The sequence below is a fragment of the Halopseudomonas salina genome, assembly GCF_008641105.1.
On record NZ_VTTI01000002.1, the window covers coordinates 411636 to 429884 of the forward strand.

The 18249-nt window shown below is 57.0% G+C and carries 12 protein-coding genes; 2 read left to right on the forward strand and 10 right to left on the reverse strand.

Translation table 11 applies throughout. From position 1 onward, the window contains the following. The first annotated feature begins 44 nt into the window (after positions 1 to 44). Positions 45 to 707 carry a response regulator gene (locus tag FZF01_RS05260; RefSeq protein WP_150277078.1) on the forward strand — a complete coding sequence of 221 codons (663 nt, stop codon included), beginning with the start codon at positions 45 to 47 and terminating at the stop codon, positions 705 to 707. Here FZF01_RS05260 and FZF01_RS05265 read toward each other — a convergent pair. The 6 genes from FZF01_RS05265 to ercA form a co-directional block, all read right to left on the reverse strand. Further along, entirely contained in the window at positions 692 to 3328 is a 2637-nt protein-coding gene (locus FZF01_RS05265; RefSeq protein WP_373286443.1) for a hybrid sensor histidine kinase/response regulator, read from the reverse strand. The genes FZF01_RS05260 and FZF01_RS05265 overlap by 16 nt on opposite strands. Continuing rightward, positions 3312 to 4460, reverse strand: a complete 1149-nt coding sequence (gene nosP / locus FZF01_RS05270) for a nitric oxide-sensing protein NosP (RefSeq protein WP_150277079.1) — start codon at positions 4458 to 4460, stop codon at positions 3312 to 3314. The genes FZF01_RS05265 and nosP overlap by 17 nt, the downstream gene beginning before the upstream one ends. A 155-nt stretch (positions 4461 to 4615) precedes the next feature. After that, positions 4616 to 5782, reverse strand: a complete 1167-nt coding sequence (locus FZF01_RS05275; RefSeq protein ID WP_150277080.1) for a porin — start codon at positions 5780 to 5782, stop codon at positions 4616 to 4618. Between the two features lie 117 nt (positions 5783 to 5899). Continuing rightward, positions 5900 to 8593: an insulinase family protein gene (locus tag FZF01_RS05280; protein WP_188434416.1), complete on the reverse strand. Its 2694-nt coding sequence runs from the start codon at positions 8591 to 8593 to the stop codon at positions 5900 to 5902. 109 nt (positions 8594 to 8702) lie between these two features. Further along, positions 8703 to 10460 carry a PAS domain-containing hybrid sensor histidine kinase/response regulator gene (locus tag FZF01_RS05285; RefSeq protein ID WP_150277082.1) on the reverse strand — a complete coding sequence of 586 codons (1758 nt, stop codon included), beginning with the start codon at positions 10458 to 10460 and terminating at the stop codon, positions 8703 to 8705. Continuing rightward, positions 10444 to 11607 (reverse strand): alcohol dehydrogenase-like regulatory protein ErcA, encoded by a 1164-nt coding sequence (gene ercA, locus FZF01_RS05290; protein WP_150277083.1) that lies wholly within the window; start codon positions 11605 to 11607, stop codon positions 10444 to 10446. Before ercA ends, FZF01_RS05285 begins: the two co-directional genes overlap by 17 nt. Positions 11608 to 11822: 215 nt before the next feature. On the opposite strand from ercA, the gene FZF01_RS05295 reads away from it, so the two are divergent. After that, a complete protein-coding gene (locus tag FZF01_RS05295) occupies positions 11823 to 13976 on the forward strand; it encodes a NosR/NirI family protein (protein WP_150277084.1) in 2154 nt (717 codons plus the stop codon). A gap of 241 nt (positions 13977 to 14217) precedes the next feature. Here the strand turns inward: FZF01_RS05295 and FZF01_RS05300 are convergent, their stop codons facing one another. From FZF01_RS05300 to pqqC, 4 genes are read right to left on the reverse strand one after another with little or no spacing between them, the layout of a single operon-like run. Beyond that, positions 14218 to 16122: a S9 family peptidase gene (locus FZF01_RS05300; RefSeq protein ID WP_150277085.1), complete on the reverse strand. Its 1905-nt coding sequence runs from the start codon at positions 16120 to 16122 to the stop codon at positions 14218 to 14220. Then, positions 16088 to 17248 (reverse strand): pyrroloquinoline quinone biosynthesis protein PqqE, encoded by a 1161-nt coding sequence (pqqE, locus tag FZF01_RS05305; protein ID WP_150277086.1) that lies wholly within the window; start codon positions 17246 to 17248, stop codon positions 16088 to 16090. Before pqqE ends, FZF01_RS05300 begins: the two co-directional genes overlap by 35 nt. Next, a complete protein-coding gene (pqqD, locus tag FZF01_RS05310; RefSeq protein WP_150277087.1) occupies positions 17220 to 17498 on the reverse strand; it encodes a pyrroloquinoline quinone biosynthesis peptide chaperone PqqD in 279 nt (92 codons plus the stop codon). Before pqqD ends, pqqE begins: the two co-directional genes overlap by 29 nt. Next, complete coding sequence (gene pqqC, locus FZF01_RS05315; RefSeq protein ID WP_150277133.1) at positions 17495 to 18232, reverse strand: pyrroloquinoline-quinone synthase PqqC; 738 nt, start codon at positions 18230 to 18232, stop codon at positions 17495 to 17497. Before pqqC ends, pqqD begins: the two co-directional genes overlap by 4 nt. Positions 18233 to 18249: the final 17 nt, after the last annotated feature.

The window sequence follows — 18249 nt, forward strand, 5'->3', positions numbered from 1 at the left end:
GCCGAAAACATAAAAAAACAACAACAAACAGGTTGAAACTGGCCATGTACAAGATACTGATAGCCGACGATCATCCATTATTCCGTGAAGCCATCTGCAATGTCATCACGACGGGATTCGCTGGTTCGGAGCTTATTGAAACCAACGATCTGGACAGTGCACTGGTCATCGCCCAGGAGCAGGACGACCTGGATCTGATCCTGTTGGACCTGAACATGCCTGGCATGCATGGCCTGAACGGCTTGATCACGCTGCGTAACGAGTCGCCTTCCATTCCGGTGGTGATTGTCTCTGCCGAGGAAGACAAGCAGGTGGTGTTGCAGGCGATCACTTATGGCGCCGTGGGTTTTATTACCAAGTCCTCACCACGGGCGGAAATGACCAGGGCCATCGAGCAGATAATGGCCGGGAATGTATACCTGCCCTCAGACATCATCCGCTCCAATCGTGTGATTACTCGCCGGCACCCGGAGGAGCACCCTGTATCCCCTGAGCTGCTGTATGCCCTGACGCGCAAGCAACTGCTGGTTCTGGAACGCATGGCCAAGGGCGAATCCAACAAACAGATTGCCTATCACCTGGAGATTGCGGAAACCACCGTCAAGGCTCATGTCTCGGCGATCTTGCGCAAGCTCAATGTACACAATCGCGTGCAGGCAATCCTGTCCGCGAGCGATGTCGATTTCAGCTCCTATCTGAGACGCTGAACGTCCCTTGGCTGGCCCGCCTGAGTGGCCAGCAAGTGCCCCATTGCGGTCTTCAGTTTCAGCGGCTTCACGGGCTTGTGCATCAGCACATGCCCCAACTCGCGCACCTGAAGCTTGAGGTCGTTACTGTAGTTTGCCGTTATCAGTAGCACTGGCAGTGGATGCCCCCGTCTACCGTTGATAGTGGCGACCACATCCACTCCATTGACCTCGTTATCCAGATGGTAGTCGGCTATCAGCAGGTCAGCGTGGGCATGGAAGTTGTCAACCTGGCTGGCGAGGTCTTCTTCAGACAGTGCCGTTACTACATGACAGCCCCACCCTTCCAGGAGCGTACGCATTGCTGCACAGATCGATGCATCATTATCCAGCACCCAGACGCGGGCATCCTGCAATCTTTGCCCCTGCATCATCGGCGCTGCGGAAGGTTGATCGAGCCTTGTCTGCAGCTGACCGTAGGGTAGATCGACCGAAAATACCGAACCCCGCCCTTCCCAGGAGCGCACACGGATGCGGTGACCCAGCATTCGCGCAATCTTGTCCACAATTGCCAGCCCCAGGCCCAAGCCGCGGTCTCGGGTGTTTGCGCTGGGATTTACCCGTTTGAATTCCTGGAAGATCTCGAGCAACTTATCTTCTGGGATGCCCATACCGGTGTCCCATACTTCAATGCGCAGACCGTGGGCCTGGCGACGACACCCCAGCAGCAATTTTCCGGATTGAGTATAGCGAATCGCATTGGTGAGAAAGTTTCGGAGAATGCGCGCCAGCAACTGTGCATCACTACGCACGACCGCATCGCTGCCGACAAAATGCAATTCAAGGCCCTCCACGCCTGCTATCTGGCGATACTCGTTGGCCAGATTATCAAGCAGCTCAGAGAGCTTGAAAGGGGCGATATCGGGCTTGATAACGCCGGCGTCCAGCTTGGAAATATCCACCAGTGTCTCCAGGAGATTTTCCACATCCTCCAGGGAGTGACTGACCTGCCTGATCAGCGGGGCACTTACCTCAGGCACCTCATGCTCAAGTAGCGCACCGGTAAACAGACGTGCTGCATTGAGAGGTTGCAGCAAGTCGTGACTGACTGCCGCCAGGAACTTGGTTTTCGACATATTTGCCTGCTCGGCCTCACGCTTGGCCTCCCGCAGACGTGACTCAACCTGGGCCCTTTCACTGATTTCCTGTCGCAGTTGGGTATTGAGCTCGGTCAGTTCCTGCGTGCGTTCGAGGACACGCTGCTCCAGGTGCTGATAGGCTTCGCGCAGGGCTACGGCGGTATGTCGTCGTTCAGTGATATCGCGGATCAATACAAAGATACCGATCACCTTGCCCTGCGCATCGCGGTTGGGCACATAGGATCGCAACAGATACCGCTCAAGATTCTCCGCGTTGCATTCGTCGAATTCAAAGGTGACGCTCTCGCCCTGAAATGCACGCTCTATATAAGGTTGCAAGCGCGCAAACTGCTCCTGGCTATGAATCCGACGCAAGCTCTTGTTCTGGCTCTCGCCACGCCGCCAACCGTACCACTCGTCATACACCTTGTTGGTGAACTGATAGGTCAGATCCTCGCCCACATAGGCAATCAGTGCGGGTACATGATCAGTAATCAGCCGGACCCAGCGCTCGCTCTCCAGCAAGGCCTTGGCGTAAAGATCACGCTCGGTAATGTCAGTATAGGTATTGACGTAACCGCCCGTCGGCATCGGGTGAGTGCGCACTTCCAGCACCTTTCCGTTGGCCAGACGCTGCTCGCAGGTCAGTTGCTCGCTTCCCGAAATGCCGTATCGGCCCGGAACAAACAACTCCAGCTCGCTTTCATCCATCACCTCGGCAAAAGGCCGGTGGGGCTCAATTGGCGCCAGCCCGGCCAATTCAAGGAAACGCCCATTCCAGACCTCGATACCGCCTTGCTCGTTGATCACTGCCACGCCCTGGGACAGACTGTCGACTGTGCGCTGGAGCAGCCGGGTTTTCTGCGCCAGAGCCTTTTCTCGTCGCGCAGTTTCTGATTGCTTGAGATCGGTGATATCCGTGTACATTATTACCAGGCCGCCTTCACTGGTCAGCCGCTCACTGACCTGTACCCAGCGTTGGCCGCGCAGCTGATACAGAACATGACCGTCAGCTGCCGCGTCGACCTCGGTTACCAGTCCAGTGCTTACCGCAAGACGCTTGATCTCGGACAAGGACGTTCCAGCCGTGACCTCCGCTCGCGTGCCTTTCCAGAACGCGGCAAAACGGCTGTTGAAAAGGACGATACGCTCGTACCTGTCAAACAACACTAATGCATCAGAAACGCTTTCTATGGCATCTGAAAGGTGATGGTGTGCGCGCTCAGCGTGCGCCCGAGCATCGATCAGCAGTCGATTGCTGGCCTGGAGTTCAGCCATGGTTTCGTTCAAGGCATGGGTTCGCTCCCGTACCTGCTCGGCCAGTTCGACCGAGTGCTGGAACGCCGCATAGCTTTCGGTACGTTGACTGGAACTGGATTCCACGCGCTCGATCAGTGCCGCATTGATGCGCCGCAGCTTATTGTTCTCGGCCCGCAGTCTGCGCACTTCCGCGTTATCAGAAGACTCCTGAGAGGATGCAAGCGGTTCAGTCAGGTAGGGCAAAGGCCACCCCGGTAAACGTCTGGTTGATGTGCATACCGTTGTATTGTTCGCCGTAGGTATTGAATCCCACTACCTTGCTGCTTGCCAGAAAGGCAGAAAGCGCCTGGTCTTCGCCGCGCAACTCGGCTTCCTTGCGGCGCAGAAAGCAATCGCAGCCGAGAATCAGCACCGGCTCGCCCAGGCGCTGACGTAATATCTCAAATTGAACCTGTAAACCCGGCAATAGAGGTCCAGGACGCATCGCGGTCAACACTATTCCGGTGTCTACCGCGCAATAAAAGGTCAAGCTCAGGTCGGCATTGACCCTTTGAATCGAGCGCACATAGAACTGGTCACGAATACGTACAGCCAGAGCGTTGAGAGCAAAGGTGGAAAGGTTCAGATCCTCTACTGCCACCCCGACCAGACGTGCGTATTCCTCGGCCGCAGGCTCTGCATTGAGCTCCAGAACAGTGCGCGTATCGCTGTCTGCCGCGGTAACAACCAGCTTGTTTTCCATCGGCTGCATGTGGTGCGTGGTGAATACCTCGAAATCCAGCCAGGTATTGAACATGATTACCACTGCAGCCCCGGTATGGAAGACGCCCTGGTAATACACATGGGTATGACTCAGGTGATTATCATCACCCGCAGAGCCACCAAAATTGGGAATGCTGCCCAGGGCAGTACTCAGGGTCGACAGCACCACCTCCTCCCGGCTTGAAAGCCCGTCGAGCAAGGTCAGGGCAAATGTCTGGTCCTTGATGGGCGCAAGGCCGATACCCCGGCAATGGCTGAGCATCTGGTCAACAGCTGACTGCGCGTCGACCAGCGTAAAATTGTCCAATGCCTGAATCAGGGTGCAATCCACAGCAAAGGCGGACGAGTCAAAGCCAACAGCACTGATACAACCTCGCCCATACCCATCGGACGTTATCTCACCAGCGCTGGTGCAGCCGATGACCATCACCCCGGAAAAAACACGCTCCAGCGCCTCGGCCAGTGGCGCCAGCGAGTATTCCGCAGAACAGAAAAACAGGACGCAACCAAGCCCCGGATGCCGTAACTGATCCGCCAATTCGGCAGCGGCCAGCTCAGGATCCTGTACGCAGGTCCTGGCTGTGAGAAAACACTGCGTCACTGTGCGATGCATGAAAGGCTCCGTGGCTGGTTCATCCGCCATAACATCGATTCTAGTCAGGCGTAAAGTCGATCAACATGCTACTTGAGTACTGTCTCAGCACGCCTTAAGACGCAAACAAAACAACCGAAGCCAGGCTTCGGTTGTGTATGGAACTGCCAAATTACCTACCAGCTGAGCACAACACCCAGGGCAATGGTGTCTGTCTCCTCAATGGTTTGCTTGGTGGTGGTGTTTTCTATCTCGAACTGATTGTATTCGGCAACCAGTGTCAGGTTGTCATTGATGCTGTGGAATACACCCAGACCACGAGTCTCATAATCCGCCTTGAAACCCAGTCCGTTGCCATCATCCTCGGTCTTGCCAAACGACAGGGCCACGCGTGTCTTGTCCGCAAATTTGTAGGATCCCTGCAGCAGGTATCCGGTGCTGTCGATCTCACGCAGAACCGGCTCCCCAGCGTTGTTGGTGAAAAACGGGTTGACCCCTTCGGCGTCAAAACCCGAAGCTGTCAATGACATGTTCCCCATCTTCGCCTGCAGACCGTAACCCAGACCCTGGGAAGTGACTGAATCAACGGTGGAGTCGGTATTTTCGGATTTCTGATGCATACCGTTTACCCAGCTGAACAAATCAACGCCACCCAGTTGCGTCTGGTAGGTAATCTCTGATTCAAAGCGCGGCGTGTCCTGGTAGTTCTTGCCCACAACGGAATCATCGGTTGTGTCCACAGGATCCATGATGCCGACCGCAACCCGGAAACCACTCATGATCGGAGAGCGGTAAGTGATCTGTGCCGTGGGAAACGGATAGGGGTAGCCGGTACCGATATTACCGAAGGACACACCGCCGCCATCGACCAGGCCCAGGGTGTCGCTCACCTGACCGTAACCGGAAAGAAATTCATCAACAAAAATGTTCGAGCGGGAAAACAAGCCGAAATCCTTGCCGACCAACACCTCGCCCCATTCACCCGCGACGGTGCCGTAGAATTGCCGTACGTCGATTGCGGTGCTGGTGCCATTGGTTTCGCCATCATTGATGGTGACCCAGAACGACGAACGTGCACCCATCGTCAGGTTGTCCATCTTCTTGCCCATGTTGAAACCGATATAGTTGGGCAGGAAACCCATCTTCACCCGGGATTGGTCCCGGTCCAGGGTGTCATTGATATTGTCTGTGTCGGTCTGAACGTAGAAGGCGTTGACGTAGCCGTCTGCGGAAAAGGTGGTGCCGTCTTCGTCATACAGAGTGATTGCTGCACTGGCCGGGGCGCTCAGGATGGTTGCTGCGAGGGCAGTCAGTACTGGGTAGACCGATTTTTTGTTTTTCATTTTTACTCTCCGATGTGATCCATGGCTGACGGATTAGAACGTCCAGCCGATTATCGGAAAGCTGCGGGCCAGGCCCTATTGTGCCTGGGGAGCAAAACCGGTGCGCTTTGGTTGTGCCTATAAAGCGCCGGTACTACTGTGCTTTTGCAGGTGTACCTGGTGCGCTACCTTGGTATTGGTTTCGCTGGCCAGACGCAGGCGCAACGCTCTCTCCCAGAGTTGCGACTGAACGACCTGCCATTGCTCCGCTCGCATACCTCGCAATACTTCACACTCCGCCTCAAGACTCTGGCCTTCACGCCCGAGCAGTGTGCTCCAGCACTCTTCAAACATGCGGTCAGCGGCGCTTTGCTGAGCCTGGAGGGCCTGTGCCAGGCGCTCAGCCTGGGCCTTTATGAGGGCAAAAGGCATAGCCGCTACCAGCTCTTGCTGCTCGAGGAGAAACTCGTCCACTGCGCGGGTTATCTGCTTGTGGTCATGACTGGGAGATTGGACCAGAAACAATAACCCAGGTACTCCCGAAATCGGATGATAGCGAGCTACAACCCAGTAACCCAGTTGCTGTCTGGTTCGCAGATCGTCAAAGAAGGGGCTGGCCAGCAGTTGCTGCAGAAGCCGCCAGCCAGCGCGCTCAAGCACACCACCACTGGGCGCCTGACAGTACAGCAACTGGCATCTATCCGGGGCCAGCACGGGAATAGAGAGTGACTCGATACCTGCTTGCAATACTCTGGGACGAGGTTCAGCCCAGCCAAAGCTCCGCTTCAGGCCCGGAAACCCTGATGCCATGAGGTAGCCGTCGAGCGTGCTCGCATGCAGGCCAGAGGGTTTCAGCCAGAGCAGTTGTGCCTGCTCGCTTAGATGGCGCCACACATTCAATGCCGTTGTCGCAGTCATCTGATCATCCAGACTGAAGCCACACTCTGCAGCGTCGGCAAGCAGCCATGCATCCAGCTCCGACAGGCAGCGATAGGCCGGCAGTTGCGCAGCCTGCTCCGCCTGCCAGCAGTAAAGTCGATGACAGGCAAGGTCCAGCAAGCCGGGCGCAGGGGGCTGTGTGATAGCACCGATTACGCTACGCAGAATGCCTGGCACAGAGCTATCCGTCCCATCTGCCAGGCCTGATAGCGTCAGGCTGAGCACGCCAGCGTCCTGCTGCCAGGCGATCCTGACGCCTGACAGTTCTGCGCGGCGCGCAATGGGCTCGATCTGCAAAGCCCAGCACGATTGCAGCAAATACCGCTGCGCCCGGGTGCTCTGCCCCATAGGCCAACACCAGGCCAGACGTGTTTGTACCTGCTGCCCTGAGTGTTCGGTGTGGCCGTCTCGAGCAGGCAAGTCGTGCTGCCGAAACCCCGGCAATTGCGTAATACAGACTATCGGGTTGTTGCTGCCCATCGCACAGTCGAAATCGGGCCCCTGGTCAGATTGTAATGGCGCTTTCAGAACCGGCGCACGCCATGTCAGTTCACTAAGCGTATAACCGGTGCCGGTCCATGGTGTTCTCTCAGTCCATGTGGCATTGCGGCGCGGCTGTACAAGCAGCAGTCTGGTCGGCTGCAGCTGGTCCAGCAGGCGCCGCCAACGCTGGGCATTGACGGGTTGCCGGTTTGCCGTTGGTTCAAGCAGATGGTCAACCGGTAAGCGCATCAACCGGTGTGCAAGATCCTTGAGCCACTCGACCGGGTCACCCTGGCGCCCCCGGGCAAAGGCCTGATCCAGCAGGCAGGTTCTGGCTGCAAACGGCCAGCATTGCGGGTCCACCTCCAGCAGCCAGTTCAGCCAGCTCTGCCATGCATCCAGCAATTGCTGGTAATTCTCCAGCTTGAGTAGTGGTTCAAGTTCGACGTAGAGCAACGCCTGGTTGTCCGCCATCACCTCAATCCGGACATGCAGTTCGGCAATCAGGCCACACTCACGCAGCCAACCCAGGGCACCCGCGGGACCAGGACTGGCGATCCACTCACACAACCACGCGCCACTGCTGTCGTGCTCCAGCCAGTCGAGTCCGGTCAGCGGATAGACCAATTGCCATCTGGGCGACCCCTGTGCTGTCTCACGCTGAAGGCGGCAGGGCAATCTTTTGGGGTCAAATAACGGCGGTCGACAACGTTTCGGTCGCCCGCCCGGTATTTGCCGGTCTGCAAATGCAATGGCCAAACTGAGTAACGCTGCGGGCGTTTGCTTGGCATGAAGCACCAGAAGCATGTCTGCCGCGCGATAATACTGCTGATGAAAGCCCCGCAAGTGCTGCACCAGATCAGCGTCAGTGCCGGTGAGGCTTACTGCGTTTCCGGCGCTGAAACGGCTCATCGGGTGTGCCGGATCAAGAGCTGCAGCCATGGCTGCCTGCTGATGCAAGGCATCATCTGCCAAACGCGTATGAAATTCCGCGTCTATGACCTGACGCTCGGTACCCACCAGGGAGGGTTCAAACAACGGTGCGCAGAGCATGTCGCCCAGCTGCTCAATACAGGGTGATAGCCCATCGGGGCCAACGCTGAAAAAGAAGCGGGTAATTTGTGCCGCGGTGCTGGCATTGAAACGGCCCGCATAGCGATTCACAAGTGCGGGGAAAGAGCCGGGATGCGGATAACCCTCGGAGCCCATGAACAACATGTGTTCCAGCAGATGGGCCAAGCCGGAATGGCCGCCTAGCTCGTCTTCACTGCCCACGTCTACCTGGGCTACACAGGTTGCAAGACTGGCCTCAGGGTCGCTGATCAGCAGGCAGCGCAAACCATTGGCATGCTGATAAAGCCGATAATCACGACCATCGCGGGGAGTGGCAGCCAGAGGAATACAATGCACTGAGCGCTCCTGGGCGGATCTTGGCAGCCCAGAGTAACCCCGCAAGCCGGGCTTTTATTCCCAAATGCCACCAAAGTAGTAATGAGTGACACTAAAGCACTAGGTGCGGTTACTCCTTGAGCATCTGCCCGAGCATCGCGCGTAGCTTGGCTGCCTTCAATGGCTTGCCAAGCACCGGAATACCCAGCTCACGGAGGGTCTGCTGACAGTGCTCACTGCGATCGGCTGTGATCATGATCGCCGGTACCACCTGCTGCCAATGCTCGCGCAAGCTACTTACCGCGTCGCAGCCGTTGCGGCCCTCATCCAGGTGATAGTCGACCAGAACCGCATCCGGGACGGATCCGCCAAGTTGTTCCAGCGCGGCTTCATGGTGAACCGCCACCCGCACATTGGCGCCCCACTGTTCCAGCAGGTCGCGCATGCTATCGAGAATGATCTGTTCATTATCTATTACCAGCAAAAGCCGTCCCTGCAGCGGTGCAACAAGCTGCTCCAGAACCCTGGCGGAGGGCAGCGGCGCGGCTGGCGCCATGGTAGCCAACGGGACACTGACCGAAAATACCGAACCCCGGCCAACTCTGGAGCGCACCGTCACGCCGGCCTCCAGAAGCGTGGCGATACGTTCGACAATCGCTAGCCCCAACCCCACGCCTTTGCGCTTTCCCTGCAGGTCTGACTGCGGAAGATTTGCCGACTGGGAGAGCTGATTGAACTCCTTGAAAATCGCGCGAAACTGCTCGACAGGTATGCCGCGCCCGGTATCCCAGACCTGTATTTCCAACCGACCGCCCTGCCTGCGAGCCCCGATCAGCACCCCTCCCCGATCCGTATAACGGATGGCATTACTCAGGAGGTTACGCAAAATCCGGCTGAACAGCCGGTAATCGGTATGCACCGCGCAGTCCGAGGGATGCATGCGCAAGCGGATGCCATTGAGGTCGGCCAACCCCTGAAACTCGGCAACCAGCGGCTCGATCAACTCCGCAAGACTATAGTTGCCGAGCTCCGGCTTGACGTTGCTCTGATCCAGACGGGCGATATCGAGCAGGTCGGTGAGCATGTCCTCGGCGCTTTCCAGCGCGCAATGGGAACGCTCGACCAGTTGCGCCTCGTCTGCCGGCAATGTCCGCTCACGCAGGGTCGACATCAACAAACGCGCTGCATTCATCGGTTGGAGCAGGTCGTGACTGGCCGCAGCGAGGTAACGATCCTTGCTCGTATTGGCCTGCTCAGCGGCATCCCTGGCTTCGCGCAGCGCCCGTTGAACCCTCTCACGCTCGATAATCTGGTGGCGTAAATCCGTATTCAACGCTTCCAGTTCCTGAGTGCGCGCCTGCACTCGCCGCTCCAGATCCTCGTTCAGCCGCTGCATGCTTGCCTGGGCGTTCTTGCGCTCGGTGATGTCGGCGACAAACCCCTCGACCACAGGCCCCTGCGCATCGGGGCGAAGCAGCATATTGATGCGTACATCCAGGTGCCGTCCATCGGCGCGAACCAGGCGCGTTTCGTATCCGGCCAGCTCACCCTGGCTCAACAACGCGCGGGTGATGGCCTGGAGCTCCTGGTCGCCATCAACAAAAACAGCTGCCCAACCCTTGTCGTGGCCAGCAATCACGGCTTGTGCATCGGGATAGCCGAGCATGCGGGCCAGGGCCCGGTTGACCGACAGAAATCCCTGGTCGAGCCCCGCCTGAAAGATACCGTGAAGCGCATTCTCGAACAGCCATTTGTAGCGATTGCGCTCGGCTTCCAGGTCCTCCAGTCGCGCCAGCAATTCGGGATAATAACTCTTGCGCGACGACTGGGAGCCCAGCCCCAGCAACCCCGTCAGTACTTCCCGGCGTGGGTCAGAGGGCTTCTGCATACACAACCTCGACGTCCTTGAGGCTGGACTCACGGGGATTGGTCAGGATGCAGGGGTCATGCATTGCGTGCATTGATAACATGGGAAGATCCGACATGCTGACGCCATGCATGGCCAGGCTCTGCTCGAAGCCCACAGCCTTCTTCAGATCGATCAGGTGTTGTACCAGCCGTTGCCGGATCTGTGGCGTTGTGAGGCCGCGAGTATCGATACCCAGGGTTTGAGCCACGACCTTGAATCGGTCGGGTGCCGAGGCATAGTTGAATGCGACCACGTGCTCGACCAGGATGGCATTACACAGTCCGTGGGGCAAATCGAGAAACCCCCCGAGACTGTGCGACATTGCATGCACTGCGCCAAGGATCGCGTTGGAAAATGCCAGTCCGGCCTGCAAGCTGCCAAGCATGATCTTTTCGCGCAGGGCAATATCCTGGGGGCTCTGGATCATCGCCACCAGATTGCCATTGATCAGACGCATGGCTTCCAGGGCGTGGGCGTCCGTCATCGGACCACTGCCGGTTGATACGAATGCCTCAATCGCATGAACCAGTGCATCGACTCCGGTACAGGCGGACAGAAACGGGTCCATGGTCGAGGTGGTTTCCGGATCGATCAGCGACACATCCGGGACCACGGCCTTACTGATGATGGAAAACTTTACCTTCTCCTGCTGGTTGGAAATGATCACGAACTGCGACACGTCGGCCGAGGTTCCGGCCGTGGTCGGCACCATGATCAGCGGCGGGATGGGCGCGCGTATGGTGTCGACGCCCTCGAAGGTGAGAATGTGCCGATCATGCGCCACCACGATGCCGATTGCCTTGGCACAATCCATGGGGCTGCCGCCGCCTACGGCAACAATCACGTTGCAACCGGCGGCTCGATACACCTCGGCGCCGAGCATGATCTCTTCGACACGTGGATTGGCGGATACCTGGGTGAAGAGCACGTAATCAATACTCTGCTCCTGCAGGCTCTGCTCGACATCCGCGAGCCACCCGGCAGCCTGTACGCCAGGATCGGAGACCAGCAAGACCTTTTTAGCGCCAAAGGTGGAGGCGTAGTTGGCGACGGTCTTGCGCGCGCCGGCACCAAAGATAATCTCCGGCGTAACGAACTTGCGTAACTGACTTATATCGTAGGACATGGCGATTCGACTGGCTTGTTATTGTGGGGCAAGAGTACCTGATTAACCGCCGCACCATAAGCATATTGCCCTTGAATCGGCCTCTTCCTACCCATCTGGAAGCCGCTTGGCAGGCGTACTAAGACCTAAGTATCTGCCGGGTTACCTGCAAGTCGCATGGTCGTCAAACGCCCTGCCCCGCAACATTGAAAAAAACCATAAATCCGGGATCAGCCATGCAAGCGCATTCAGTTCTGTCAGTTGCTCTGCGGGCAGCGTGTCTGCTTTGGCTCTTTTTCAGCCAGACACTCTACGCATCAGTTGATAACAGCGAGATTCAGGCACTGTTTCCCAAAGCCACGCGTATCGAACCAAAACAGGACAACCCTCCTGTCTACAGTGTCTATCAACTGGATGACTTGCTTGGCTACGCTTTCGAGTCCCAGGACTATTCAAGTCTCCAGGGCTTTTCAGGCAAGCCGATTCGTCTGCTTATCGGGCTGGAGCCACAGGGCATTCTGGTTGGCGTAAAAGTGCTCGAGCATCATGAGCCGGTATTTCTGCATGGCCTCGGGGAGCAGGCACTCTTTGACTTCGTCGAGCAATACCGCCAGCAGGACATCCGTACGCCGATCGTGGTTGGCGGCCGCCAGGCCACAACAGTGGATGGTACCTCCATCACTCAATTCGACGGAGTAAGCAAGGCCACTGTATCGGTGGTGATTCTGAACGAGACAGTACTGGTCTCAGCGTTAAGCGTCGCTCGCCAATTGCTCGACGACTTTGCCGGCAGCCCGCTGGCCACCCCACGATCTGATCTTTTCGAACCCCTGGATTGGCAACAGCTACTGGATCGGAGTTACCTGCAGCACTGGGAAATTTCACAGGCTGAGGTGGAACAGTCCCTCAATCAGCACATCGCCTATTTTCCCGACCTGGATATTGAAAGCCCCGAGCAACCTTTCAGCGAGTTGTACTTCGCCTACCTGAACACCCCCAACACCGGCCGCAACCTGCTTGGTGAAGCTGGTTTCGCACGCCTTACCAGCGAACTGAAAGCAAACGAACAGGCATTGCTGGTGATTTCCAGTGGGCTATACCCCCATGTCCCCGACGACTTCATTCCCGCCAGCGCGCCGAGCCGCCTGGTGCTGACGCAAAATGACAAGGCGATCGAACTGCACGATATGAACTACAACAACGGCGACATCCTGGGATCGCTGAATACGCCCATCAGCGAAGGTGTAGCCCATATTTTCCGGATCAAACCCCATGCCGGTTTCAACCCGGCAGAACCGGCCAGCCTGCAGTTGAATGTCAGTCTAAGGCGCAATCCGCTGGTTGAGAGCAGCGCACCCTTCACCCATCCCCTAACGCTGGATTCCACGCTATTCGATATCCAGGCTGCGCCTGCCGTACACAAACCAGTGCCTGTCTGGTTGCGCATGTGGCAGGAACGCGGCTGGCAGGTCGGGTTAACGCTGCTGGCTTTGGTCCTGTTGAGTATGGTCTTCATGTTCCAGCATCGTATCAGCCGCCACGGCCAGGCCTTTCATGTATTCCGCGCAGGTTTCTTGCTCTTTACCCTGTTATTTCTGGGTTTGTATGCCCAGGGTCAGCTCTCGGTAGTAAATATTTTCACTCTGCTGCTCGCCCTCGGACCTGACTTCGACTTGACCGTATTCCTGATGGATCCGGTGATTTTCATTCTTTGGAGTTTTACCTTCGTCAGCCTCTTCATCTGGGGACGGGGGCTGTTCTGCGGCTGGTTATGCCCATTCGGCGCGCTGCAGGAAATGCTCGGCTGGATCGCCAAAAAGCTAAACATCAAGCAATTGAAAATAGCTGATCCGTTGCATCAGAAACTGCAATGGATCAAATATGTGATTCTTGTCGGTTTGGTGCTAACGGCATTTTTATCATTGACGCTGGCTGAACGCCTTGCCGAGGTTGAGCCCTTCAAAACCAGCATCACCCTGTTCTTCATGCGCAGTTGGCCGTTCGTGCTGTATGCGCTGATATTGCTGGGCATGGGATTGTTTGTGCACAAGTTCTATTGCCGCTACGTCTGCCCCCTCGGCGCAGGCCTGGCAATGCTGGGCAAGTTTCATCTTTTCTCATGGCTCAAACGGATCGACGCCTGCGGCAAGCCTTGCCAGCACTGCAAGAACAGCTGCGAGATCGGCGCAATCAAACGTGATGGCAGCATCGACTACGGCGAGTGCATTCAGTGTCTGGAATGCATTGTCATTCTCAATAATGACAACCAGTGCGTGGCCACCATCAGTGCCGAAAAGCAAGCTCGCAAAGCGCGCAAACGCCTTGAGCAACGGGACATTATTGCGACCGATACGCCCTGGCGAGATGCGGCTACGCCGACCCAGGGCTGAATCCGCCCGTCTACCCTCGAGGGCTTGCCCATGCGTCACAGCCTTACTCAAACAACCGGAAAGCAACAGACTGAGGAAAGAACAGGCATCGGGCTACTTGTCTGGCGCCTGCGTCTTCTGGTGATAATGAACGCCGCAGCGGTGATACCGTTACTGCCGTTACTTCCGCAAGACCAGGTGCATGCCGAGGGGCATCCAACTGTTGCGCAGGCAAAAAGTCAGACAGAGCGCATCTGCACGCTCAACCTGGCAGCCAGCGCTGATAAAATGCCAACTCTTGCTCCAGCACGCTGCACAGTGTTTTTGCCTCGCGAAACCCATGACGTTCCTCTGCAAAGGTAAAGCACTCAACAGGGACGCCATGCGCTCGCAGTGCAGCCACCATGCGCTCGGTTTGCTCCGGTAGAACCACACCATCCTTGAGCCCCTGGAAAAAGATAACGGGTGTGCTGATTTCAACTGCGCGTTCCAGTGGCGAGCGGGCTAAGTAACGTTCGGGCTGACTCTCAGGATCGCCGATCAGCCAGTCGATATAGTCAGCTTCGAACTTGTGAGTATTTGCCCTGAGCCTTAACGGATCGCTGACCCCGTATAAACTGGCCGCTGCACGAAAACGCCCCTCGGCAGCTAGCAGGCTGCACAGAGTGGTGTAGCCCCCGGCACTGGAACCCCGAATAAACACCTTGTCGGGAGCTATATAGCCCTGCTGTACAAGATATTCGATCGCTCCGAACACGTCTTCCACATCGACCACACCCCACTCACCGCGCAGGCGTTGTCGGTAGGCTCGACCAAATCCCACGCTTCCCCGGTAGTTCAGATCGACAACGGCGAAGCCACGCTGCGTCCAGTACTGGATGCGATTATCAAATACCGCATAGGTCGCTGACGTTGGACCACCATGGGTAAAAATAACCAATGGCGGTAATTCTGAGGGGGAGGAATGACGACTATTGTGCGGCGAATAGAAAAAACCGTGAGCGACCTCACCATCTGCGCTGGGGTAGGACACTGATTGCGGCTGCGATATCTCATCTTCTGCCAAGGCGGGCATGATCTGTCGTATGACCTGATGCTCATGTGTCAACAGGTCTATTCGCAGTATGGCAGCGCTGCAGTGCACAGAGCCTGCCACACAGAATAACCATCGACTGTTCGCCACCAGCGCGCGGAAGCGCTGGTACCCGTGCGCCAACCGGCTTTCCTCGGCAGATTCAGCGTGGCGCAGCGCCAGGTGTCCGAGACCCTGTTCCAGCCAGCTGAGCGCCCACAAGCCCCCCGGCAAGCCCAGCACATGCCGCGGATTAAGCTGCCAGGGCGCTGGAGCATGATCGGCATTCCGGGCAGGCAGAGGCTGCAGGGTGTTGTTGTCGAGTACGCGCCAGGGCCGCCAGAAGCCATTCCTGTCGGTCAGGCACACCAGTGTTCCAAGTGCATCGAACTGTGGTTGCTGAAATGCTTCGGGGTGACCTGCTTCAGCCTGACCGCAGGAGCATACAGTGCGTTCCTGGATGCCCCCCTGTTGGTCGAGTACGGCGACCATAAGGCGCGTTCGGGTCCAGGCCAGGTCCGGCCGGTCCCACTCGACCCAGGCCATGCGGGAGCCATCGGGGCTGATACAAGGGCTATTATAGAAATCAGCGCCTTCGGCGACTATGCGGCGCACGCCCTGGGGGCTGATTGACACTAACCGGTGCTCTACAGCAGCGACGCTATGACACTCTTCGATTGCGATGAGATGACCGCGTTGGGAATCATAGACAAGTGCTCCGTACCGGCAATCGGGACGCTTTGTCAGTACCTGACAGTCCAGATCGAGCAAGGATTGGACATAGATCTGTTGATCGTATTCGTTGACAAAAAACAGCTGGCCTCCATGCAGGCAAAGCGCACCACCACCGTATTCATAAACACGGCTGCGGGCGCTGAAGCCATTTGGCGTCAAGCTACGCTGCCCACCCGGGGTCCATTCATGGACCAGATTGCGGCCGTCCTCTGGATGGAATTCAATCCAGAGCAGCCGCTCCTCGTCACAGACCAGATCGGCGTAATCACTTGCCGCTGCGACCGCTTGTGCGGCAGTGAACGAACTGGTCCAGAACCCGGGACGTTCAGCCTTTGCAGATGATTCGCGAGGTTCGCTCATTACGGAATGTCAGCACCTCTATTGGCGGTTGGGGCAACTCGGCCTCAGAGCGAGCAGCCAGTATCTTGTCGTGATGCGGTGATTTACTGCAGACCGGGTCTGCCTGGGTTGCATCTCCTGTAAGCATATACGCCTGACATCGGCAGCCACCAAAATCCTTTTCCTTTTCGTCACAGGAGCGGCAGGGTTCGCTCATCCACTCATACCCACGGAAACGATTGAATCCGAACGAGTCGTACCAGATGTGCGACAAGCTGTGCGCGGTAACGTTGGGAAAACTCACCGGCAATTGCCGAGCACTATGACAGGGTAATGCCGTGCCATCAGGCGTAATGCTCAGAAAGATATTGCCCCACCCATTCATGCAGCCCTTGGGCCGCTCTTCATAATAGTCGGGGGTCACCAGAATCAGTTTGCAGGGGTGATTTTCAGCGGCCAGTTTAAGGCGGTATCGCTGGGTAACGGTTTCAGCATGGTCAAGCTGGGCCTTGGTGGGCAACAGGCCAGCCCGGTTCAGGTGCGCCCAGCCGTAATATTGGCAGGTAGCCAATTCAACGAAATCCGCCTCCAGTGCCAGACAGAGCTCGATAATTTTCTCTATCTCGTCGATGTTGTGCCGATGCGTCACGAAGTTGAGCACCATAGGGTACCCGGCCGCCTTCACGGCGCGCGCCATCGCCAGCTTTTGCTCAAAAGCCTTGCGCGAGCCAGCAAGCAAGTTGTTGATCTCGGCATCGGACGCCTGAAAACTGATCTGGATGTGATCGAGCCCCGCCTGCTTGAACGCGTTTATCTTTTGCTCGGTCAGGCCCATACCCGAGGTTATCAGATTGGTATAGAACCCGAGCTCACGCGCCGCGCCGATCAACTCGACCAGGTCGTCACGCACCAGTGGCTCGCCACCGGAGAACCCGAGTTGCGCTGCACCCAGCGCCCTGGCCTGAGTGAATACGTCTACCCATTGTGCTGTAGTCAGTTCATCCTTGTGATTGGCGAACTCCAGCGGGTTTGAACAATAGGGACATTGCAGCGGACAGCGATAAGTCAGCTCGGCCAGCAGCCACAACGGTGGCCCCTGCTCTGCAACCAGCGGGCTGTCAGCGGACCTGGATCCAGTGTTGTGCATTGGCCACCTCGATAAAGGCGAGGATGTCTTCATCCAGGCCTGGAACATTCGGAAAACGATCGGATAGGCTGTCTATGATGCCTTTGATTTGCCGCTCGCCGTCGATCAGCAACAGCACCTGGGCAGCACTCTCGTTCAATTTGACCATCCCTTCCGGGTACAACAGAACGTGGCTGTTCTGGATTGGCTCCCACTGCAGACGAAATCCGGGACGCAGTACTGGCACCTGGCTTTTCTGAAAGTCGATCACAGTTCTATTCCCCTATGCCAGACAGCTTGTGTTGTAACCGTGTGATAGGGCGCGCGGCCCAGTTCGTAGGCCATGGTCATGGCATCAAGCATGCTCCAGAGGATGTCCAGCTTGAACTGCAGGATATCGAGCATGCGCTGCTGAGCGGTGTGGGTTTGATAATGGCTGAGCGTGATGCGCAAGCCATGCTCGACGTCGCGCCGCGCCTCACTCATGCGTTTACGGAAATACTCATATCCGCGACTGTCTATCCACGGATAATGCGCCGGCCAGCTATCAAGACGTGACTGGTGAATCTGCGGCGCAAACAGCTCGGTCAACGAAGAACTGGCCGCTTCCTGCCAGCTCGCCCTACGGGCAAAATTGACATAGGCATCTACTGCAAAGCGCACGCCCGGCAATACCCGTTCCTGCGACAACAGAATGTCCCGATCCAGGCCTACAGCCTCGCCCAGTCGTAACCAGGCTTCAATACCACCCTGCCCGTCCGCCTCGCCATCATGATCTACAATCCGCTGTATCCATTCGCGACGGGTAGCCGAGTCATTGCAGTTAGCCAGAATCGCCGCATCCTTGAGCGGAATCTTGATCTGGTAGTAGAAGCGATTGGCAACCCAGCCCTGAATCTGCTCGCGGCTGGCGGTGCCGTTATACATGGCTACATGGTAGGGATGATGAATATGGTAATAGGCTCCCTTGGCCCGCAGGGCCTGCTCGAAAGCATCGGCGTTCATTGGTTGGGGCTGCAAGA